General features: G+C 62.1%; 18 protein-coding genes. 12 read left to right on the plus strand and 6 right to left on the minus strand.

All coding sequences use genetic code 11. The features are described 5' to 3' along the window. Positions 1–18 precede the first annotated feature (18 nt). From AAE484_RS05150 to AAE484_RS05160, 3 genes are read left to right on the plus strand one after another with little or no spacing between them, the layout of a single operon-like run. Positions 19–1,404: a TolC family outer membrane protein gene (locus AAE484_RS05150; RefSeq protein ID WP_341937272.1), complete on the plus strand. Its 1,386-nt coding sequence runs from the start codon at positions 19–21 to the stop codon at positions 1,402–1,404. After that, positions 1,401–2,315: a hydroxymethylglutaryl-CoA lyase gene (locus AAE484_RS05155; protein ID WP_341937273.1), complete on the plus strand. Its 915-nt coding sequence runs from the start codon at positions 1,401–1,403 to the stop codon at positions 2,313–2,315. The genes AAE484_RS05150 and AAE484_RS05155 overlap by 4 nt, the downstream gene beginning before the upstream one ends. 39 nt (positions 2,316–2,354) lie before the next feature. Continuing rightward, on the plus strand, positions 2,355–2,663 hold the full coding sequence (locus AAE484_RS05160; protein ID WP_341937274.1) for a DUF2288 domain-containing protein: 309 nt from the start codon (positions 2,355–2,357) through the stop codon (positions 2,661–2,663). Between the two features lie 9 nt (positions 2,664–2,672). Here the strand turns inward: AAE484_RS05160 and smrA are convergent, their stop codons facing one another. Beyond that, positions 2,673–3,269, minus strand: a complete 597-nt coding sequence (smrA, locus tag AAE484_RS05165) for a DNA endonuclease SmrA (protein WP_341937275.1) — start codon at positions 3,267–3,269, stop codon at positions 2,673–2,675. A 72-nt stretch (positions 3,270–3,341) separates the two neighbouring features. Between smrA and AAE484_RS05170 the strand changes: the two genes are divergently transcribed. Further along, entirely contained in the window at positions 3,342–4,349 is a 1,008-nt protein-coding gene (locus AAE484_RS05170) for a GGDEF domain-containing protein (RefSeq protein ID WP_341937276.1), read from the plus strand. Here the strand turns inward: AAE484_RS05170 and ppc are convergent. Then, entirely contained in the window at positions 4,346–6,961 is a 2,616-nt protein-coding gene (ppc, locus tag AAE484_RS05175) for a phosphoenolpyruvate carboxylase (protein ID WP_341937277.1), read from the minus strand. The genes AAE484_RS05170 and ppc overlap by 4 nt on opposite strands. A gap of 365 nt (positions 6,962–7,326) precedes the next feature. On the opposite strand from ppc, the gene AAE484_RS05180 reads away from it, so the two are divergent. Next, positions 7,327–9,444, plus strand: a complete 2,118-nt coding sequence (locus AAE484_RS05180; protein WP_341937278.1) for a diguanylate cyclase domain-containing protein — start codon at positions 7,327–7,329, stop codon at positions 9,442–9,444. A gap of 233 nt (positions 9,445–9,677) precedes the next feature. After that, the gene (locus AAE484_RS05185; protein WP_341937279.1) at positions 9,678–10,805 is read left to right on the plus strand and encodes a hemolysin family protein; all 1,128 of its coding nucleotides are present in this window, start codon (positions 9,678–9,680) and stop codon (positions 10,803–10,805) included. 19 nt (positions 10,806–10,824) lie between these two features. Here the strand turns inward: AAE484_RS05185 and AAE484_RS05190 are convergent, their stop codons facing one another. The 3 genes from AAE484_RS05190 to efp form a co-directional block, all read right to left on the minus strand. After that, positions 10,825–11,196: a PA4575 family protein gene (locus tag AAE484_RS05190; protein ID WP_341937280.1), complete on the minus strand. Its 372-nt coding sequence runs from the start codon at positions 11,194–11,196 to the stop codon at positions 10,825–10,827. Positions 11,197–11,350: 154 nt separating this feature from the next. Continuing rightward, positions 11,351–12,310 carry an EF-P lysine aminoacylase EpmA gene (epmA, locus tag AAE484_RS05195; protein ID WP_341937281.1) on the minus strand — a complete coding sequence of 320 codons (960 nt, stop codon included), beginning with the start codon at positions 12,308–12,310 and terminating at the stop codon, positions 11,351–11,353. A gap of 79 nt (positions 12,311–12,389) precedes the next feature. Beyond that, positions 12,390–12,962 carry an elongation factor P gene (gene efp / locus AAE484_RS05200; protein WP_341937282.1) on the minus strand — a complete coding sequence of 191 codons (573 nt, stop codon included), beginning with the start codon at positions 12,960–12,962 and terminating at the stop codon, positions 12,390–12,392. A gap of 36 nt (positions 12,963–12,998) precedes the next feature. Between efp and epmB the strand changes: the two genes are divergently transcribed. The 3 genes from epmB (at position 12,999) to AAE484_RS05215 (ending at position 18,397) form a co-directional block, all read left to right on the plus strand. Beyond that, positions 12,999–14,006: an EF-P beta-lysylation protein EpmB gene (epmB, locus tag AAE484_RS05205; protein WP_341937283.1), complete on the plus strand. Its 1,008-nt coding sequence runs from the start codon at positions 12,999–13,001 to the stop codon at positions 14,004–14,006. 104 nt (positions 14,007–14,110) lie between these two features. After that, positions 14,111–15,928 (plus strand): hypothetical protein, encoded by a 1,818-nt coding sequence (locus AAE484_RS05210; protein ID WP_341937284.1) that lies wholly within the window; start codon positions 14,111–14,113, stop codon positions 15,926–15,928. A gap of 372 nt (positions 15,929–16,300) precedes the next feature. After that, positions 16,301–18,397, plus strand: coding sequence for an EAL domain-containing response regulator (locus AAE484_RS05215; RefSeq protein WP_341937285.1), 2,097 nt, complete (start codon positions 16,301–16,303; stop codon positions 18,395–18,397). 26 nt (positions 18,398–18,423) lie between these two features. Here the strand turns inward: AAE484_RS05215 and serB are convergent, their stop codons facing one another. Then, the gene (serB, locus tag AAE484_RS05220) at positions 18,424–19,644 is read right to left on the minus strand and encodes a phosphoserine phosphatase SerB (RefSeq protein ID WP_341937286.1); all 1,221 of its coding nucleotides are present in this window, start codon (positions 19,642–19,644) and stop codon (positions 18,424–18,426) included. A gap of 247 nt (positions 19,645–19,891) precedes the next feature. Between serB and AAE484_RS05225 the strand changes: the two genes are divergently transcribed. From AAE484_RS05225 to AAE484_RS05235, 3 genes are all read left to right on the plus strand, one after another. Continuing rightward, positions 19,892–21,004 (plus strand): hypothetical protein, encoded by a 1,113-nt coding sequence (locus tag AAE484_RS05225; protein ID WP_341937288.1) that lies wholly within the window; start codon positions 19,892–19,894, stop codon positions 21,002–21,004. Positions 21,005–21,074: 70 nt separating this feature from the next. Further along, on the plus strand, positions 21,075–21,290 hold the full coding sequence (locus tag AAE484_RS05230; RefSeq protein WP_341937289.1) for a DUF7661 family protein: 216 nt from the start codon (positions 21,075–21,077) through the stop codon (positions 21,288–21,290). A 43-nt stretch (positions 21,291–21,333) separates the two neighbouring features. After that, a complete protein-coding gene (locus AAE484_RS05235; RefSeq protein ID WP_341937290.1) occupies positions 21,334–21,864 on the plus strand; it encodes a GNAT family N-acetyltransferase in 531 nt (176 codons plus the stop codon). The last annotated feature ends 78 nt before the right edge of the window (positions 21,865–21,942 follow it).

The raw sequence follows: 21,942 nt of genomic DNA on the forward strand, positions 1-21,942 counted from the left end.
CAACGGACAGGAACTCACATGAAAACAACCCATACCCTCTGGTGTCTCGCTCTTCTGGCCCTCGCTCCGCTGAGCGCGAGTGCCAACTCGCTGCTGGACATCTACGAGTTGGCGCTGGAGAACGACGCTCAGTTGGAAGCCGATCGCGCCGCCTACGTGGCCGGCCAGGAAAACCGCACTCTGGGGCGGGCCGGCCTGCTCCCACAGATCAATGCGCGGGCTTTCTATACCGAGTCGGAGGACGACAACTTCGACAACACCGCGAACACCTCCCAGGTCACCGAACGCGAACGCTCCGGCTGGAGCATTTCGCTGGATCAGCCGCTGGTCAACATGGCGGCCTGGTACCAGTACAAGCGCGGCTCCACGCTGAGCGAACTGGCCGAGGTGCAGTTTGGCGCCGACCAGCAGTCGCTGATCGTGCGGGTGGCCGAGGCTTACTTCAACGTCCTGCGAGCCATTGACAATCTGGAAACCGCCCGGGCGGAAGAGAAAGCGTTGGAGCAGCAACTGGAACAGACCTCCCAGCGCTACGACGTCGGCCTGACCGCCATCACCGAAGTGCACGAAGCCCAATCGGTGTACGACACCGCGGCCGCCGCCGCCCTGGAGGCCGAGGGCAACCTGGGTATCGCCTACGAGGCGCTCGAAGTGCTCACCGGGCAGCCCCATGACCGGATCGCGCCACTTGCCGACGATTTTCCTGTGGTTCCCCCACAGCCGGCTGACCGGCACGAATGGGTGGAATTCGCTCTGCAGAACAACTACCGACTCGAAGTGGCCCAGCTCAATGCCCGCGCGGCTTCACAAAGCGCCAAAGCCGCCAGGTCCCAGCACCTGCCCACCCTCTCCGCCTCAGCGGGTTACAATGACACCCAATCCGAGGGCGATCAGTATTTTGGCGGCGATATTGGCAACATCACCAGTGACTCCGAGACCCAGGGGCACAGCTTCACCATCAGTCTGGACGTTCCCTTGTTCTCGGGCGGACGCACTTCGGGCCAGCGCCGCCAGGCCCATGCCCAATACCTGCAAGCACGCGCCGAAATGAACCGGACCCAGCGAAACGTCGTGCAGTCCACCCGATCACTGCACCTGTCGGTGCAAATCGGAGTCTCTCAGGTACGTGCCCGCCAGCAGGCCATCGTGTCGGCCGAGAGTGCACTGGAAGCGACCCAGTCCGGCTACGAAGTAGGCACGCGCAACCTGGTGGAAGTGCTGCTGGCCCAGCGAGCGGTCTACCAGGCTCAACGCGATTACTACAATGCCCTCTACGACTATGTGATCGACAGCTTCCAGCTGCGGGAAGTGGCGGGCATGCTCACCCCGGCGGATGTCCAGCGCATCGACGGCTCTCTGGATGTGGGTGATCCGGTGCGCCGCAGCGAACTCGAAGGGTCATGAGCCCCGCGCTTCCCCGGTCTGTCCGACTGGTGGAGGTGGGGCCCCGGGACGGGCTGCAGAACGAAGCCCGCCCCGTCTCCCTGGATGCCAAGCGCCAGTTGCTGGAACAGCTGGCGCAGGCGGGCCTGCGTTACCTGGAAGCCGGCAGCTTTGTGCACCCCGAGCGGGTGCCCCAGATGGCCGACAGCGATACTCTTCTGCGCGACCTGCGCCGTCACCCGGGCGTCACCTACGCCGCCCTCACCCCCAACCAGCGCGGCTTCGAACGGGCCCTGGCGGCCGGTGTGGATGAAGTCGCCGTCTTTGCCGCCGCCTCCGAGACTTTCAGCCAGAAAAACATCAACTGCAGTATCGACGACAGCCTGGCGCGTTTCGAACCCCTGATGCACAGCGCCCGTGAGGCGAACCTGCCGGTGCGCGGCTACATTTCCTGCGTGCTCGGCTGCCCCTACACCGGCCGGGTGGCGCCCGAACAGGTATTGGCGCTGACGCACCAACTGCTCGATCTGGGCTGCCGGGAAGTGTCGCTGGGCGATACCATCGGCGTGGGCACGCCGGGCGACACCGCCCGACTGCTCGATGTGCTTCTGGCCGAGATTCCGCCCGAGCGCCTGGCGGTGCACATGCACGACACCTACGGGCAGGCACTGGCCAATATTTACGTGGCCCTGACCCATGGCATCAGTGTGGTGGACAGTGCCGTCGCCGGCCTGGGCGGTTGCCCTTTTGCCCCCGGCGCTGCGGGCAATGTCGCCACCGAGGATGTGGTGTATATGCTCAATGGCCTGGGTATAGAACACGGGGTCGATCTGGAGGCGCTGGTGCACGCGGGCGATACCATCTGCCGCACCCTGGGGCGCGACAACGCCTCCCGTGTGGCCCGCGCCCTGCTCAGCCGGGCAGATTCCTGACCCGTTTTTTCTTTTCTGACGAACTGATGACTGACCACCATGACCGATGATCCGCAACTGCCTCTGGAAACGACGCTGAACCTGGAGACCGCTCCCATTCACTGGCGCGAACTGGAGCGCTTTTTTGCCGCCGGCCGCGCGATCCGGGTGGCGCCGGAACTGGACCTGGTAGCGGTGGGAGCCGAGCTGGCAAAGGACAATGCCCGGCAGATTTCACAGTGGATGGAAGAGGGAAAAGTCGACGCGGTGCCGGATGAAAAGGCTCAAGCCTGGCACGAGCGCAATACCGAAGTCTGGGCGCTGGTGATCCGCCCCTGGGTGTTAGTGCAGGAGCGAACTGAGTCGTAAAGGGGTACGCTAGCTGCGGCTTTTCTTGTGCTGGCGCTCCCAGTTTTCCAGGCGTTTGCGCTCGCTCTTGCGCAGCAGAATATAGGTGGCGCCGCTCTCCCCGTGCTGTTTCAGGGCCGAGTGAAACGCCAGCACCTCGTGCAGCTGTGGCAACCAGTGCGCCACACAGCTTTTGAGTAACGCCGGACGCTCGCGCCCCACTCCCTTACCGTGGGTGATCAGCGCACAGCGGATGTCCTGCGCCATACAGTCCTGCACAAAACCAAACACCGCCCGGCGCGCCTGTTCCACGGTCATCCGGTGCAGGTCCAGTCGGGCGTCGATGGTGTACTTGCCCAGGCGAAGATTGCGATAGACCCCGTTCTGCACCCCGTCGCGTTTGAACGCCAGCAGGTCGTGGGGGTTCAACTCAGGCACGTACTCGCCGGAGAGGAAGTTGCTCTCGGCGCCCACCGCCTGGGCCACCGCCGCTTCGCGACGCTGGGCCAAAGTGAGAGGATCGGCGTCGCGCTGCGCCAGCGGCACCTTGGGCTCGCTCTTGATCGGACGCACGTCGCGCATTTCCCGCCGAAATATTTCCAGCTCGTCGGGCTTGTCTGCACTCATAACCTTTACTCTCGTGCCAATATTGCGGGCCCCCGGAGCCCTCGACCGGTCCGGGAGCCTGCTACACTTGGGGTGTCCCGATTGATGATGGCCAATGCCAGCATCAATCAGGAGGCCCTGAAATCAATCCATCATTCTGACAAGCGGACCCAGATGCTGAGCCGATTTTCCCTCGCCCTGATCACCTTGCTGTCTACCGCCCTGTTCGCGTTTGCCTGGGCCCTGGCACTATTTTACGGTGGCGCTCCCGTGCCACTGGAACAGGTGGACTGGCCCATTGTACTGCGCGAGCTGGTGCTCTGCCTGACTCTTTTTACCCTGTTCGCCACGGCGGCCTATCTGCCCGTGCGCAAATCCATCGCCGAGAAACTGACCATCGGGCTGGGACTGATTTTTCTCGGATCCTGGCAGGAATTGCTCAACCAACTGATTCTGTCCGACTGGTGGCTCGCCAAGGCCTTTACTCTGACGCTCAGCCCCGCCGGGCTGATGCTGGCCACGGTGGGTCTGTTTCAGCTGGGCCGGGCCTACCGGCTGAGCCGGTTGATGCTCGGCAGCTACCAGAATATCGAGCGGGATCTGGCGACCATCGATCAGCTCACTCAGCTCTATAACCGCCGCTACTTCTTCTCCGTTTGCGGGCCGCTCATCGAGCAGGCCGGCGCCGGGGGGCATCGACCCGTGCTTCTGAGCCTTCGGATCATGAACCTCACGCCACTCAATCGCCGGCTGGGCTTTCAGGCCGGAGACGATGTGCTGATCCGGGTGAGCAAAGCCATCCGCCGGCACCTGCGCCCGGAGCATGTCGCCGCACGCCTGGGAGGACGGCGCTTTGCCATCCTGCTGCCCAATGCCAGCGAACGCGAGGCCGAAGAGCTGGCTAACCAGATTCGCAGCCGCGTCGAGCATGTGCTCATGACCAGCGAAGAGGGCGAGGAGGTACTCACCGGTATTGAGCTGGAAGCCCGCGCGGGCGAATACCAGCCGGGCGAGACCCTGGACGAGCTGTTGACTCGCATCGGGTCCAACCCGGATCCCTCCACAACCGACACCGCCTCCGGGGCTTCCGGGGCCGATTAACCGGTATTGCGCATCCCGGCGGAAATACCCGCCATGGTGACCTTGAGCGCCCGTTCCAGCTCGGGGCTGATGGGATTGCCACTGCGATGGCGCTTGAGCAGCTCGACCTGCAAGTAGTTGAGCGGATCCACATAGGGTTTGCGCACGCTCAGTGCCCGCTGGAGCATCGGCTCGTCATTGAGCAGTTGATCCTGGTGTTTGATCCGGTTGATCAACACCTCCAGCGCGGCCAGATCGGAGCGCAACTGCTGCCCCAGTCCGTGCAGATCGGCCGGCACCAGCTCTTTCTCGTAATAGGTGGAAATCGCCAGGTCGGACTTGCCCACCACCATTTCCAGCAGATCCAGAAAGCTGGAGAAGAACGGCCAGTTTTCCAGCATATCCACCAGCGTTCCCGGAGCGTTCTCCAGCCCGTACTCCAGCGCCTGGCGGGTGCCCAGCCAGGAAGGCAGGTTCAAACGCACCTGCATCCAGGCAAAAACCCAGGGAATCGCGCGCAGGCTGTCCACGCCGCCGGTCGCCTTGCGCTTGGCCGGGCGACTGCCCAGAGCCAGCAGGTTCAACTCCTGCTCCGGAGTCAGGCTGCGGAAGTAGGGCACGAATTTCGGGTGACCGCGCACCACGCTCCGGTAGGCCTCGAGACTGCTCTGGGCCATGCGCTCAATCAGGTCGCGCCACTCCTGCGAGGGCCCCTGGTGAGGCATGAGTGTGGCCCGCAGGGTGGCCGAGACATAGGTGGAGAAGCTGCTGAACGCCACCCGGGACTGGCCGAACTTGTAGCGGATCATCTCGCCCTGCTCGGTCACCCGGATCTGGCCGCGCACCGACCCCGGCGGCTGGGACGCCATGGCCTTTTCCACCGGGCCACCACCGCGACCGACGGTACCGCCGCGGCCGTGGAACAACACCAGATTGACGCCCTGCTGCTCGGCGTGGGCCACCAGTTTCTCCTGCGCCTTGTACTGGGCCCAGGTGGCGGCGAACTTGCCGGCATCCTTGGCCGAGTCGGAATAACCGATCATGACGGTCTGCCGACCCGCGATGTAATCCTGATACCAAGGCAGTTGCCAGAGGCGGTTCATCACCGAAGGCGCCCGATCCAGGTCGTCCAGGGTTTCAAACAGGGGCACGATGGGCATGTTCCAGTCCATGCCGCACTCGCGCAGCAGCAGCGCCACCACCAGTACGTCCGACGGCTGCTGGGCCATGGAAATGACGTAGTGTGAGAGGGTTTCGCGCGGCTCGTTGGCAATCACCCGGCAGGTGGCCAACACCTCGGCGGTCTCGTCACTCATGGGCCATTTGGCGGGCAGCAGCGGCCGTTTGTTGTCCAACTGCTCGAGCAGAAATTCCTGCTTTTCCTCTTCCGACCACTCCAGATAACGACCCAGCTCCAGGTATTGGGTCAACTCATCCATGGCCTTGATGTGGCGCTCGCCATCCTGGCGAATATCCAGCGGTACCAGGTTGATACCGAAGCTGTGAATACGCCGGATGGTATCCATCAGTGGGCCATTGGCAACATGAGGCAGGCCCACGTCGCGCAGCGAGCGGTAACACAGCATCAGCGGTTCGAGCAGATCCTCGCGCGTGCGGATCACCGCGTCGGACGCCTCGGGGGTGCGCCCCTTGAGGCGGGTCTCGGTCCACTCCAGGGTGGCCTGCAGCCGGCGACGCAAATCCAGCAACAGATCCCGATAGGGCGTGACACTGTCCGGGAATACGGCCCGCAACTCCTCGTTGGCCTGGTGCATGCTCAGGTCATTGCCCAGATTGAAAATATCGCGCAGGTACAGCTCCGCCGCCATCCACCGGCCCAGCAGCAGCACTTCACGGGTGACTTCATGGGTCACGTTGGGGTTGCCGTCACGGTCCCCGCCCATCCAGGAGAAGAACTTGAAGGGCTTGAGGTCAGTGGGCAGACACTGATCCAGATGGCGACAACAAAGCCGGTCCAGGTGGCGAATAAAATCGGGGACCGCCTGCCAGAGGCTGTTCTCGATCACCGCAAAGCCCCACTTGGCTTCATCCACGGCCGTGGGCCGCTCGCTGCGGATCTCATCGGTACTCCAGATCTCTTCCACCAACCGGTGCAGCCGGCCGCGGTGTTTGTCCTGCTCATAGGTGAGCAGGTTGCCGCGCTGGCGGTCCCCCAGGGTGTGCACTACCTGGTCGTATTTGCGGATCAGGGTACGCCGGGTCACCTCTGTCGGGTGAGCAGTCAGCACCAGCTCGATGCTCAGATCGCCGATGACATCGGCCAGCCGATCCCGCCCGTAGGTGTCAGACAGCTCCAGCAACAGGTTTTTCAGGCCATCTTCCGACTCGGCCTCGGCACTGGAAAAGTACTCCTGCTCGGCGATATTGGCCAGATTCAGGAACTGGTTGAAAGCCCGCACCAGCGGCAGAACATCCCGATCATCCAGCTCACCGAGCCGCTCCACCAGGGGGGCCGAGTCTTCATCTTCGGACTGCTGGATGGTTTTGCCCAGCTGGCGAATATCCTCGATTTTCTGGAATAGCGCCTCGCCCTCGTGGTCGCGAATGGTATCGCCCAGCAGTTCACCCAGCAGACGCACGTTTTCCCGCAATGTTTCCGGCAGTGCCTCCATAGACAGTCCTCCAAACTATGAATAGGCCCCCATTCTACGTCAAACTGACATCAAAGGAATATCCACAGCGCCAGAGCGAGCCGCAACCGGACCGCGCGCTGTCCACAAAACCTGTGCACAAAGCTGTGAATGACAGCTGGGTAACTGCGCCAAACCCTATAAGGGCAAGGCCGGAGAAAATTGTTCAGTTTATGAACCTCCGGCCGATACTTGCTATTTCCACGCTTTCAATGAAAAATGCGCCAACCCCTTACATCATGCCGGGGGGCGGTATTGCCGAGCGCCAGTTGCCAAGCCGGGATTTGTGGTCAATGCTTAGCCGGTGTGCGCACGTTGTCATCGACTCCATTGTGAAGGATGTCTGTTTGCTGAGATTCTTGCTGTTAACCGGGTTGCTGCTCGGCCTGGCCTCGGCGCCAGGGGCTGAAGGTGCTGAAAGCGCGGGCGCCGTGGGCGGCGCCGTCAGTGTGCAGGGTACGGAGGATGCAGGCAGTGCAGACGGAGCAGAGGCCCCGCCGCAGTCCGGCCAGTGGATAGCACTGGAGGATGGCACCCGTTTCGACCGTGGGCTGGCACCGGACCTGACGTTTCCCCCGGTCGAAGTCAGCCATGCCGGTGGCGGCGTCCTGTGGCATGAATTGACCTTCACACTGACTCGGGATGAGACGATCGTACTGGACTTCACCAGCTCCTCGACCCTGGATTTCTTCACCCACCATGTTCTGGATGCCAGCGGCTCGCCTGTCGCCCAACTCAGCGGCGGACTGAGCCGGCCCGAGGATTATCAGTATTTTCTGCGCCACGGCCAGCGGCTGGCGCTTCCCGCCGGTGAATACCGGGTCTTCACCCGGATGGAAAGCCCCTTTTACCTGGCGCTGCCCAAGCCCCGGGTGTTTTACGAGGCGGACTATGTCCGGCAGATTCCCTACACCCAGAGCCTCACGCTGATCGGCCTGGGGATTTTTCTCGCGCTGATTTTCTACTACTCGGTCATGGCGGTGTGGCGCGGCTCGCGCACCGACCTGCTCTATGCCCTGTTCATCACCGGCAACCTCCTCTACAACGGGGCGGCACTGCTGGTGTACAGCCATCTGTTCGGCTGGACCTGGTTCTACCTGACCAGCACCCCCATTCTGCTGTCCAACGTCATCTATATCGCCTTTGTCATGCGCCTGCTTCGCATCGGGCGGGCCGAGCAGCCCACGCTGTACTGGCTCGGGGTGAGCGCCATGGGGCTACTGATCAGTTTCTGGCCCCTGGCCCTGCTCGCGCCCAACTGGTCGATGGAATTCTGTCGCGCCGGCGTGGCGGTGTTCGCGCTCTATGGCCTGATCAGCGGCATTACCCGCAGCCTGCAGGGCAGCAAGGTGGCTCGCCTGTACCTCATCGCCAACGCCGCCTTTGCCGTACCCGCGCTGGTCGCGATCTCGCTGCAGAGCCTGAGCACCCCACTGTACCTGGTAGAGCACCTGGGCATGGTGGCGGTATTGATTGAAGTGCTGCTGCTGGCGCAGGTGCTCAGCTATCAGATCGGACAGGTGTACAAGGAGCGCGCCGACATCCAGTCGGCGAGCGAACGGATCAAAATGCTCGACAACCTGACGTCGCAGGCCCCGGGGGTGATCTACCAGTTCGAAATGGCGCCCGATGGCCGCTTCAGCATGCCATTTGTCAGCCGGCAGGTGGAGAAGTACGCCGAGATCTCGCCCGAGGAGGTGGTTCACGACATCTATCACCTGTTCAAACGGGTACACCCCAAGGATTACAACGACTTCAAGGCGTCCATCATTCATTCGGCCCGTCATTTGAGCCGGTGGAGATTGGAGTTCCGGGTGATTCTTCCCGTCGCCGGCATTCAGTGGCTGGAGGGCTCCGCTCAACCCGAGCGGCTGAACGACGGCACGACGCGCTGGTACGGGTTCATCAGCGATGTGACCGAGCGCAAGAAGATCGAAGATCATATGCGCCACATGGCACAACACGACCCGTTGACCCAGCTGCCCAACCGGGCCCTGTTCAGCGACCGGCTCGAGCACGCGATCAAAAGCGCCACCCGGCTCAACAACCGGCTGGCACTGATGTTCATCGACCTGGACAACTTCAAGACCATCAATGACCAGTACGGGCACGATCTGGGAGATCAGTTATTGCAGCAGGTGGCCCAGGCACTGACCGTCAATCTGCGCGCGGCGGACACGGTGGCGCGCCTGGGCGGGGACGAGTTTGTGGTGCTGTTGGAGACCGTGACCAGCCTCGAGGAGGCGCAGGCGGTGGCGGAGAAAATCCGCCGCTCCTGCGAGCGCCCCATCCCCGTGGGCCACTTGACGCTGACCATCTCCACCAGTATCGGTCTGGCGTTGTTCCCCGACCACGCAAGTACCGAGCTCGGTTTGATGCGCGCCGCGGACCAGGCCATGTACCGGGCCAAGAAGCAGGGGCGCAACCAGATCCAGGCCAGCGAAACGCTCACCGAGCCGGACTGACCTCCGCGCCCTGGCACATGACCTGCGGGCCTTTTTCGAGCCCTGCCCGGCTGGGCGCGGGGGCCAGATGGAGACAAAGGCATCGGTCATCGCTCAAAAATTGCCTGGCCGAGATAGCAATACCCCGTTTATGCACAGCCGGGCCACGCAACTCGAAGATGATGCCACCCTCATAAAATTGCCCGGAGCGCAATAACTGCTACCATGGCTGGCTCACCGGGAAAGGCCTCACTATGACGCTGCTTATCATCTACATTCTGCTGGCACTGGCTGTGTCTTTTTTGTGCTCCATTGCCGAAGCCGTGCTGCTCAGTGTGACCGGCGCGCACGCATCAGTGCTGGAGCGCGAAGGCAAACCCTCGGGGGCACTGCTACACAAGCTCAAGAGCGAGATCGACCGCCCACTGGCCGCCATCCTGACGCTCAACACTGTGGCCCATACGGTGGGCGCGGCGGGTGCCGGCGCTCAGGCCACGGTGGTTTTTGGCAGCTCCGCCCTGGGCATTTTTTCGGCCATTCTGACCTTTCTGATCCTGGTGTTCTCGGAGATCATCCCCAAAACGCTGGGTGCTCACTACTGGCGCCCGCTGGCGCCGGCGACGGCGTACAGCCTCAAATACCTGATCATTCTCTTGCAGCCGTTCATCAAACTGTCGGAGGCGATTACCCGTCTGCTGACCCGCTCCGGTCCGCATTACGCCGGATTTGACCGGAGCGAATTTACCGCCATGGCGGAGCTGAGCTCGCGCGAAGGCCATCTGGACGACCGCGAGTCGGACATACTGAAAAACCTGATGAAGCTGCGCCTGACACTGATCAAGGAGGTCATGACCCCGCGGGTGGTGCTCTTTTCGGCGGAGCAGAGCCAGAGCGCCCGGGAGTTTCTCGACGCTCACCGCCAGGTGCCCTTTTCCCGCATCCCCATCTATGAAGACGATCCGGACCGGATCAACGGCATTGTGCTGCTCAATGACCTGCTGCTCGCCCAGGCCCGGGGCGAGGGAGACAAGCCCCTGAAAGCCTTTCACCGGCGGATCCCCGCCCTGCTCGATACCATGTCACTGAACGACGCATTGGAAGAGTTTCTGCGCGAACACACTCACATCATTCTGGTGGTGACCGAATACGGTTCGGTGGTCGGCGTGGTGACCCTGGAGGATGTACTGGAAACGCTGCTGGGACTGGAGATCGTGGACGAAAAAGACAAAACGCGCGACATGCAGGAACTGGCCCGTCGCCACTGGCGCCGACAGGCGAGACGCCTGGGCCTGGAGGAAGACGCCGCCGAGGAGGATGTCGTCGCAACGGACAAGCGCGAGCGCCGCGACCCGACAGACGAACGGGACCGGAGCAGCGAGTGACCCTTCGGGCGGTCCATCACTACCAATCGAGAAACACGTCCTTGGGATCGAACCGATAGTTCACCACATTGGCGCGGTGGCCCTCACGCACGGCATTGATGCTGCGCTGGGCGGCGAGCGTCCAGATGGGGTAAGTGTCGCTATCGACGCAATAACCCTGCTCAAGCAGCGGCGTCGCGATGGCACGCCGGGCACCGACCGCCTCCTCGAGGCTCTGGAACGGCCCCTGCATGATCGTGCGCTCGGGCGGCCCCTCTTCACCGGCGAAGGCGATCAGGGCAAACAGACCCGCCTCATCGTGACGCAGATGAATTTCCACCCGGCGCGGCCCACTCGTCAGCACCAGAGGCGCCGAACCCGATGGGACCGTGAGACTGTACTGAATGCGCATGAGCGGCTCCACTGTACCATTGGCGCGATGCTCTCCAGGTGAGGGGGTGAGGCCGCGCCCTGTTATTGGGGTCTACTACAGTTTAGTACACCCCCACCCGGATGACGCCCGGATTCAGGCTAAGCGCGTGATTGTCAAAACCTATCAGCGCCCTTCACAGGGCATCCAGATCAAAGGGAATCACTTCACTGATGGTCCGGGCGCCGTGCAGACACATCAACAGGCGATCCACACCCAGGGCCACGCCCGCGCTATCGGGCAGGCCCTGCTCCAGGGCGGCGAGCAACTTCGGGTCACCGGCATGAGGCGTTAGCCCCAGGGCCTCGCGCCGGTCCCGGTCGGCGGCGAAGCGCCGGCGTTGCTCCCCGGCATCGGTCAGCTCCCAGTAACCGTTGGCCAGCTCCATCCCTCCGATGAAGGCTTCAAACCGGCGGGCGACCCTCTGGCCCCGGCTGTCGGGCTCGATGCGCGCGAGTGCCGCCTGGCTTTGCGGGTAGTCGTACACGAACGTCAGACCCGGCCCCAGGGTGGCTTCCAGCTCATGCGTGACCAGCAGATCCAACCAGAGATCCCGGTCCTCCGCCTCCGGCCCGTCCACGTCAATCTCGATGCGGCCCCGGGCAATGGCGGCCAGCTCCGCCGCGCTGGCGGTATGCGGATCGACGGCCAGGTGCGACTGAAACCATTCGCGGTAGCTCAACCGGGCGACTTCCAGGCCCGGCCGCAAGTGGAGCAGCAGGGCTTCGACCTCGTCCATCAACTGATGGTCATTCCAGCCGGGCCGATACCACTCCAGGAGAGTAAACTCCGGATTGTGTCTGCGCCCGTACTCACCCCCATTGCGAAACACCTTGCCCAACGCGTAGATTGGGCCGGAGCCCGCCGCGAGCAGCCGCTTCATGGCGAATTCCGGGGAGGTCTGCAGGTAATAGGTGCGCCCGTCACACTGCGCCGACACAGACTCGATGTAAGGATCCGTGACGGCGGCGGCGCCCATGACCGGCGCTTCGATTTCCATCACGGCGCGCGCGGTAAAAAACTCGCGTATCTGTCGATACAGACGGGCCCGAGCCTGCAGATAAAATAGGGAAGCCGAGGGTCGCCAGTCAGTCATAGGAGTTGTCAGCAAAGGGAAGGGGGGCTGTAACGAAAAAGGTGGAGCAGGTGGGCCGGGCGGCCCACCCTCGGGTCAATCAGTCCTTGGAGGCGCGCCCCAGGTATTCGCCCGTGCGGGTGTCCACACGCACGACGTCGCCCTGATTCATGAACAGCGGTACTTTCACCACCGCGCCGGTACTCAGCGTGGCGGGCTTGGTGCCGCCCTGGGCGGTATCGCCCTTCAGGCCAGGGTCGGTCTCGACCACTTCGAGCTCCACATGGTTGGGCGGTGACACCGCCAGCGGTGCGCCATTGTAAAGCGTGACCACACAGCGGTCCTGCTCTTTAAGCCACTTGGCGGCGTCGCCCACGGCGGCCTTGTCCGCCTGGTGTTGCTCAAAGGTATCCGGCTCCATAAAGTGCCAGAACTCGCCATCGCTGAAAATGAAGTCCATGTTCTCGTCGGTGACATCGGCACCTTCCAGGTTCTCGCTGCCGCGGAAGGTCCGATCCCAGACCCGACCGGTTTTGAGGTTGCGCAGCTTGACCCGGTTGAAGGCCTGACCCTTGCCCGGCTTGACCAACTCATTCTCGACAATGTTGCAGGGATCGCCGTCGAGCATCACTTTCAGCCCGACACGGAAATCGTTGATAGAATACGTGGCCATACTGCCCTCTCGCTACTCAGATGTTAAAAGGCGCCCATGATACATCGAACCGCTGCCACATGGCAGGCCCCCCGCTGGCAAAACGAGCTGGCCGACATTATCCGTTCACCCGAGGCGCTGTTCCAGCTACTGGAGCTGGACCCGGCCCTGCTGCCCGACGCCCTGGCCGCCAGCGAGCGTTTCTCGCTGCGGGTACCGCGGGCCTACGCGGCGCGCATGCGCAAGGGTGACCTCAACGACCCGCTACTGCGTCAGGTCCTGCCTCTGGGGGAGGAGCTGGTCGCCGCCCCCGGGTACAGTGCCGATCCGCTGGGTGAGGCCGAAGCCAACCCGATTCCGGGACTGATTCACAAATATCACGGCCGGGTGCTGCTGATCGTCTCCGGCGCCTGCGCCATCAACTGTCGCTACTGTTTTCGCCGGGAGTTTCCCTACGAAGACAACAACCCCGGGCGCTCGCGCTGGCAGGAGGCACTGGACTACATTGCCTCCGACCCCAGCATCACCGAGGTCATCTACAGCGGCGGCGACCCGCTCAACGCCTCCGACAGGCAGCTGCAGTGGCTCACCGAGCGAGTGGCGGCAATCGGTCATGTGAAGCGCCTGCGCATTCACAGCCGCCTGCCGGTGGTCATCCCCAACCGGATTGATGAGTCCTGTCTGGAATGGATGACCGGGCACCGCCTGAGCACCAGTCTGGTCATTCACAGCAATCATGCCCGGGAGCTGGACGACGACGTCCATCAGGCCATGAACCGCCTGCGCGCCGCCGGTGTCACCCCGCTCAACCAGACGGTCCTCTTACAGGGTGTCAACGATCGGGCGGAAGATCTGGCCGAATTGAGCGAACGCCTGTTTGCCTGTGGCGTTCTGCCCTACTACCTTCATATGTTGGACAAGGTGGCCGGCGCCCGGCACTTTGAGGTGGATGAAAGTCGGGCCCGCCAACTGCTGCAGCAACTGCGGGAGCAACTGCCCGGTTACCTGGTGCCCAAACTGGTGCGCGAAATTGCCGGCGAACCCAGCAAGACGCCCCTCGCCTGAGCCACATCATCCGTGAGTCGTGCCCGGATCTGCTATAGTCGAGGTTACCGAACAGGCCGACACCAATCCGATAACAGGCCCACAACCAGCGAGCTGCTTTTTTGATGACTGCCGACACTCCCCTGACCGAGCTTCTGAGCCGCTTCAAAGTGCCCTCGCAAGATCTGGAAGCGCTGAGCTTTTGCGCCAGTAAGCCCGCCAAGGTAAACGCCTGGGTCGAGGCGCTGCCCATGACCCGGATCAGCTACGTCAGCACCCTGATCTACCGGGCACTGCCGGAAATCGCCCGCCTGAAAACCGGCGCCGAAAACCGTCTGGCCATGCTGGAGGCCCTGCGACCGGCGGTCCAGCAGGTGATTCAGGGGCTGACCCCACAGTTTCTGAACCAACCGCTCATTCTGCCGGAAGTCGCTCGCAAGACCGCCACGGTCGCCCAGGCGCTGCAGAAGCATATGACCAATGGCTACCTGTTGGTGGCGCTGGAGCTGGGGCAGGACGGCAAAAAAGAGACCGAGGAGGCGCTGGATCGAAAAGCGCTGGCACTGCAGCGTGCCGTCACGGGCCTGGGCCTGATTCTGCTGCGCAGCTATCAACTCTACACCCCGGTCCCCGCCCGTCTCTGGCTGGAATTGCACACGCTCTATCAGTTGGCGGAACGCTGGGGCGTGAACCGGCGCCCGGTCAAGGAAACCCTGCCGCACCATCGCCGGCTCAATACCGTCGAGTCCAGCTACCTCAGGTCATTGTTGCTCGCCTGCGCCCATCCCAACCAGATGCGCCAGACCGAGGTGAGCAACACCTACGAGGCCCTTGAGTCGCTGGTCACCGAAGCCCGGCTCGTTGGCTACGACGCCGACCAGCAGGACAACCTTTTCGCGGTGGTGCTCGATGCCGACGCGCCGCCACTGTACAAGTCACGCCTGCCCAACGTCCCCGGCGGGGTCATCCGCGAGCTGGACACCGGCCCGGTGGTCAACCGCCTGAACGATGAGCGCAAGGCTCTGGGTCCCCGCGCCGCCAGCGCCCGCGACACCCTGGGCCTGACCAGCGCATTGAACGAGCACCTGACCCAGGCCTGGCACCTGCTGGCCCAGCGCAGCTTTGAGCGGCAGGCCGGCCGGGGGGAAATGGAGCTGACCATCGGTCTGTCCAACCTGCACTTTTATCTGGCGGGCGGACAGCCCTTCAACCTGTTTCTGAACCAGGCGACGCATCTTCACGGGGACGAGTCGGGCCTGTTTGCAGGTCGATTGCCGGGGGCTGAAGCGACCGAAGAACCGGATCCCTGGGGCGATGCCTTCGATGCCGGCGGCAGCCGGCTGGCCGGCCACCAGGTCAACACGTTCAACATTGAAAGCAACATCAGCAAGAGCCAGCAAAAAAGCTACCGGGGCGATCACCCCACCTACCTGGTGCCCATCATTGACGTGAGCCTGGGCGGCTACTGTCTGGAGTGGCGGGAAAAAGCGCCACTGCAACTCAAAGCCGGGGAACTGCTGGGCCTGCGGGAACAGGGCCGCCACAAATGGAGTGTGGGCGTGGTGCGCTGGGTCCAGCAGGCGCGCAATGCCACCCTGGTTGGCATCCAGACACTGGCCCCCCAGGCGTCGCCCCTGGGAGCGGCAGTTGTCTACAAAACCGGCGGTTACTCAGAATTCCTGCGCGCGTTGGAAGTACCCCCACTGAAGGCGATCAACCAGCCCGCCACCCTGCTGACCAACTCGGTCACCTTCCACGAATACAGCAAAGTGCGCCTGTACCGGCGCAACACCGGCCAGCAGGAGGACAACCAAAAGACCCAGACGATCGTACAACTGACTCGACGGCGCTTTTCGACCGGTGCCATCAGCCAGTTCGAGTATCGGGAGCTGGTCGTCGGCAAAGCGGGTGAAGCCACCGAGGGCGAGGAGCAGTGGCCCTGAGGCCACCGAAACCCAACGTAAAATACCGCGAAAAGCGTAACCGACCCACAAAAGTTACCCAAAGCGGCGGATATTGGCGTATTAATCAACATTAGTATTGAGGCACGCCTGTAATCGTTTAATATAGGGCCAGCAAGCATGATTCAGGCCGCTGGCAAGCCTCTGCCGACAACCGGTAGTGTTTGCCGCCTGAACGGTGGCCATCGGCTGGCCCCGCAGTGGCACCTGAATCAGCCGGCCGCACAGCGGTACCAATCAAACAGCCAGGAATGCGTACCGGGCCCGATCCGGTTCAGCGACGCCGCGTTGGCAACGTTCGGCCTCAAGCCTCAACGCCAACTACGAGCTTCCAGATGAGTGCAGTAATCTTTTATGGATCCCAACGAAACAATTCGCCTGCTGATACTGAATGACTCCCGCTCTGAGGCCGAGCGACTGATCAGCATGCTCAACAATGCCGGACGCCCCAACCGCGCCCAGCACGTCGATAGTGAAGAGCGTCTGGGAAAGCTGCTGCAGGAGCAGACCTGGGACCTGCTGATTGCTCACGACGCCACCGACAACGTCCCGCCGCAGAACGCGATCCGCCAGATTCGCCGGCTCAACCGGGATGTTCCGGTCGTGCTGCTCACCGACGACAGCTCCAGCGCCTCGGTCGTGGAGGGCCTGAAGCTGGGCGCCGCTGACGTTGTGCGCCTGGACGAAGACCAGCACCTGTTGCAGGTGATCGAGCGGGAAATGGAAAACCGCGACCAGCGCCAGCAGCGGCGCATCGCCGACCGGCGGTTTCGCGAAGCCGAGCGCCGCAGCCAGGCCCTGCTCGACAGCTCCCGCGACGCCATCGCCTACGTTCAGGACGGGCTCTACCTCTACGCCAACGAATCTTTCGCCGAACTGTTTGGCTACAGCGACAAGGACGACATCGACTGTCTGCCGATCATGGACATGGTGGCCGACAAGGATCAGAAGCACCTCAAACAGTTTTTGAAGAACTTCACCCTCAAGGGCGATGACGCCGAGAGCACCAAGGTCGAGTTTGAAGGCGTAAAGCACGATGGCTCGACCACCCACGTCAGCCTGGACGTCGCCCGGGCCACCTTCGACGAAGAGCCCTGCATCCAGTTTCTCGCCCGCGCCCGGGCCGCCGACACCAGCGAAGAGCTCGAGGCACAGATCGCCCAGATCAAGTGGCAGGATCTGGCCACCGGCCTGTACAACCGTCAGTACATGGTGGAGCAACTGGAGAAACTGATCGGGGCCGAGGGGCGGAACCAATCACCGGAAGCGAGCCTGCTCTACATCGACATCGACAATTACGCCGATCAGGTCCAGGCGGCGTTCGGGGTAGCGGGTGCCGACATGGCCCTGAGTGATATCGCCGCCCTGCTGCGCGAGAACACCCAGGAGGGCGACCTGCTGGCCCGCTTTGGCGACAGCGCCTTCACGCTGCTGGTGCCGGCCATCAAGGCCGACGCGGCCGTGCTGCGGGCAGAGAAGTTGTGCAAGGCGATTGAAGACCACATTGTCGATGTGGACGGCAAGACGCTTCAGTTGACAGCCAGTGTCGGCATTTCCCTGATCAACGACACCACCTCCAGCGCCGAGTCGGCCATTGAGCAGGCGGTCAGCGCTATGGAAAAAATCCGTGCCGAGCAGGGCGGCAACAGTGCAAGACTGTACGAGCCGGCCATGAGCGACGCCGAGAAAAAAGAGCGCGACATCATGACCGATGTTCAGCATGCGCTGGACAATGACCGTTTCCGCCTGTTGTTCCAGCCCATCATCAATCTGCGGGGCTCGGATGATGAGTACTACGAAGTGCTGCTACGGCTGCTCAACCACGACAATGAAGAAGTTTCTCCCAAGGAGTTTCTGGACGCCGCGGCCAAGATGGACGTCAGTCACAAAATCGACCGCTGGGTGATTCTCGAGTCTATCAAAATGCTGTCCCAGCATCGAAGCAAGGGCAACAAAACCCGGTTGATCATCAACCTCAGCCGCCAGTCACTGTGTGACGAGAGTCTTCCGCCCTGGCTGGGGGTTGCCTTCAAGGCGGCCAAACTGCCGAGTGATGCCATCGTGTTTCAGGCCAGCGAAGTGGACATCACCAACCACATCAATGCCGCCAAAGCCTTTGCCGAGAGCCTCAAAAAACTCAAAAGCTGCCTGAGCATCAGCGGCTTTGGTTGCTCTCTGAACCCCTTCAATGTGTTCAAGCACGTGGAGCTCGGCTTTGTGAAAGTCGACGGCTCTTTTACCCAGGATATCCAGAACAACAACGAGAACCCCGACGCGCTGGTGGACATGATCAAGCAGCTCCACGGCGAGGAGGTCACTACGATCGTGCCCTTTGTGGAAAACGCCAGCGTGCTCGCCACTTTGTGGCAGGCCGGCGTGCACTACATCCAGGGCTACTATCTGCAGGAGCCGACCAAGTCGATGGACTACGATTTCAACATGGAGAGTTGAAACTCCCGGCCTTTCGGGGGCCGGCGTTACAGCGAGCCGTGCTCCCGGTCGCGAAAGCCCAGCAGATACAGAATGGCATCCAGTCCCAGCGTCGAGATCGCGTGCTCCGCCGAGGCTTTCACCAGCGGTTTGGCCCGGAAGGCGATACCCAGGCCTGCCGCATTGAGCATCGGCAGATCATTGGCGCCGTCGCCCACCGCAATCACCTGCTCCGGGGCAATGCCCTCGCGCTCGGCCAATTGCGCCAGCAGCGCCGCTTTGCGGTTGCCGTCCACCACCGTGCCAGTGACCGTGCCGGTGACCTTGCCATCGACAATATCCAGCTCATTGGCGTAGACGTAATCAATGCCCAACCGCTGCTGCAGAAAGCGGCCAAAGTATTCAAACCCGCCGGATAAAATCGCCGTTTTGTAGCCCAGTTTTTTCAGGGTGGCAATCAGCTTCTCCGCCCCTTCGGTCAGGCGCAGATTCTCGGCAATCTCCTGCAACACCGACTCATCCAGCCCGCGCAGCAGCGCCAGTCGCTGGGCGAAGCTCTGCTGAAAATCCAGCTCGCCGCGCATCGCCGCCTCGGTAATCGCCACCACCTCATCGCCCACGCCGGCCGCCTTGGCCAGCTCGTCGATCACCTCCGCCTCGATCAGAGTCGAGTCCATATCGAAACACACCAGGCGTCGGTTGCGCCGGTAGGGGGTGTCGCGCTGAAAGGCGATGTCCACCTCCAGACGTGTGGACAGTTCCATGAAATCCTCGCGCAGTGCCCGCGAATCGGCCGGCGCGCCGCGCACGGAAAACTCCACACAGGCACTGCTGTGCCGATCCAGCGCCTCCAGAGGAACCCGCCCGGACAGACGATTGATATGGTCGATATTCAGATCGTGCCGCACGGTCACCGCCGTGAGCTCGGCAATCTGCTCGGCCGTGATCTGGCGGGAAAGCAGGGTGACAATATGGCGGGGCTTGCCCTGCTGCTCCACCCAATCCTGGTAGCGCTGATGCTCAATCGCTTCGAAACGCACACGCACAGACAAGGCCTCCGCCCGTCGGGTGATCACCTCCTGCACCTGAGCCATGGCCTCCGGTCCACCATCCAGTGCCACCAGCATGCCCAGCGCCAGATCGTCGTGAATCACCGCCTGACCGATGTCCAGAATAATGCCGCCATGGCACGCCAGCTCGGCCGCCAGGGTGGACGTCACGCCGGGCTTGTCGTCCCCGAAAACGTTGATCAGCAGAATGTCTTTCACACAGGCTCTCTTAATTACCGGGAAGTTGGATACCAGACACAGCTGGTTGGCAGAAGAAGTTTGACGTGGGCGAGATTATACCGTCTCCGGCACCGCCGGTGCCATTTGTCCGGCAAACCTGCCATTATGGCGCCCTGAAGCGAACCACTCCCCAAAATCAGCTTTCCCCGACACAAGTGACTGGTAACCGCCGGGCGCGGACGCGTAAAATACGCCGCTTCAGCCCACGGACCCAACAAGGACCTCAATGCCGCTGCCCGACCGACTTCAACGCCACTGGCGCCCATTGGCGGCCAGCGCTCTCGCACTCGTCCTGGGGCTGGCCGTGGCGGCCCTGCACGGCTACAGCAGCCTGCAGAGCCAGCGTGTGCAACTGGACGAGTTTGGCCAGGCGCTGGCACGCTCCGCCGCCCAGCGCGCAGTCGATGCCACCCTGAGCCAGGACATGATCAGCCTGCAGGTGGTGCTTCAGGAGCTGACCCGCCACCCCCGTGTCGTGGGCGCCACCATCCACGATGTGGAGAACCGCCTGCTGGTACAGAGCGGTTTCGCGCCCGCCGATGCCCGAAGCGGGCAGTTCCGGCATTATTCGGCCTCGGTCGCGCTGGATGACAACATTGCCGGTCACCTGCAGCTGGCGATGACACCCGTCAGCCTGAGTGCCTGGGACCGCCAGTTTTTCATCCTCTGGGGGCTGATCATTGTCATTGCCGCCGCGCTTCCCTGGGTTCCCCAGGTTCGCACCGCCCTGCAGCCACCACGCGCCCCGGCGCCGCATTATCCCTCACCCGACCCGGAAGAGGAGCCCGAGCCAGCGGCCCCCGATGAGCCCGGCGCGCGGCTTCGGCTGCGTCTGCAATTGGCCAACCTGCCCCAGTTGTATCGACAGCTCAATCGCGAAAGTTTCAACCGCCAGGTCACGCGTTTCGAGAAGCAGCTGCAGGGAGTCCTGTCGCTGTACAGCGGCCAGCGCCTGGCGCTGTCCCGAGACACACTCCTGATTGATTTTGTGGGCGAGAACCACAGCGACTGTGCCTTCCGGGCCCTGTGTAGCGCACAGCTGCTGGGCGAAATGTCGCACCTCAACTCCGGCCCCCGCCTGCGTCTGAACGCGCGCATTCACCCTCTGCCCGATGCCCCCGGCGCCTCTCTGGCCGAAGACTTCAATCGCCAGTATCTCGAACCGCGCGAAGCCGACACTCTCGGAATCGAGATCGCCCCCGACCTGATTGACGAAGTGCTCCAGCAACACCTCGAGCTGGACCCGGAGACCGGTGTGCTGGTCGGCGTCAAATCGCCCTACCGGCAACTGCTCGACAAGCAACAGCAACAGCTTCAGTCGCTGAGCGAGCGGAAGTAGTCACAGGAACGTCTGCCTCCTGGCTCCCCGCACTGTTCAACGAAGACGGCTAACAGCGACAGGAATTCTCATGAAAGTCGATATCTATGGCCGGTTTCAGTTAGACGTGATTCAGGAAAATGGGACCTGGGTCGCCTATAGACAGGAGCCCGGAAAGAAGGTCAAACTTGGTGAACTTGTTTTCCCGGAAGATCTGAAACCAGACGAGGTTCCGGTTTACCTGGATGACATTTACCATGAACTGGCTCGCCCGGGTCAGACTGTCCGTATCATCTCGGTAGACTAGGCAGCGTTGAATACATAAGAACGAGAAATCACAGGATTTTAATATGATAAAAGGAAACTCCATCAATTTGAGGCATGTACGAGAGAGTGACCTCGAGTCCCTGCATGGTTTGATGAACGACCCCGAGCACCGGGGGCCATTCACAAGAACACCGATCAAATCTCCCGTGCGCTTCAGAAATGAATTCAACGCCAACGGCTTTTCTTCCGAGGGCAGCGAGCTGTTGGTGATCACGAGTAAAGACGACAGAATCCTGGGCACCATCGGACACTTCACTACGGCTCCGTATTCGTCGGCGCGGGAACTGGGGTTTTCGGTATTTTCCACAAAATCCCGCGACCAGGGCATCGCCACCGAAGCAGTGCGTTTGATCACTGAATACCTATTCCACAGCTTTCCATTAAACCGGGTGCAGATATGCATGCCCACAGGTCATAAAGCCTGCGAACAGGTGGCGCTCAAAAACGGGTATATCAAGGAGGGCGTTGTCAGAGGCTCGATTTTTATTCAGGGGGAATTTCTCGACACCTTCCTCTATTCAATTTTAAGGCAGGATTTTTCAGAAACCGGATGATCACTCTGGATCTGCCATCCGGCTTCCGGCTCTTCGTGGGCCGGCTTTCCCTACTGCCGGAAGCCCTCAGAAAAACGG

This window comes from Marinimicrobium sp. C2-29, assembly GCF_038419845.1.
Taxonomy (GTDB): domain Bacteria; phylum Pseudomonadota; class Gammaproteobacteria; order Pseudomonadales; family Cellvibrionaceae; genus Marinimicrobium.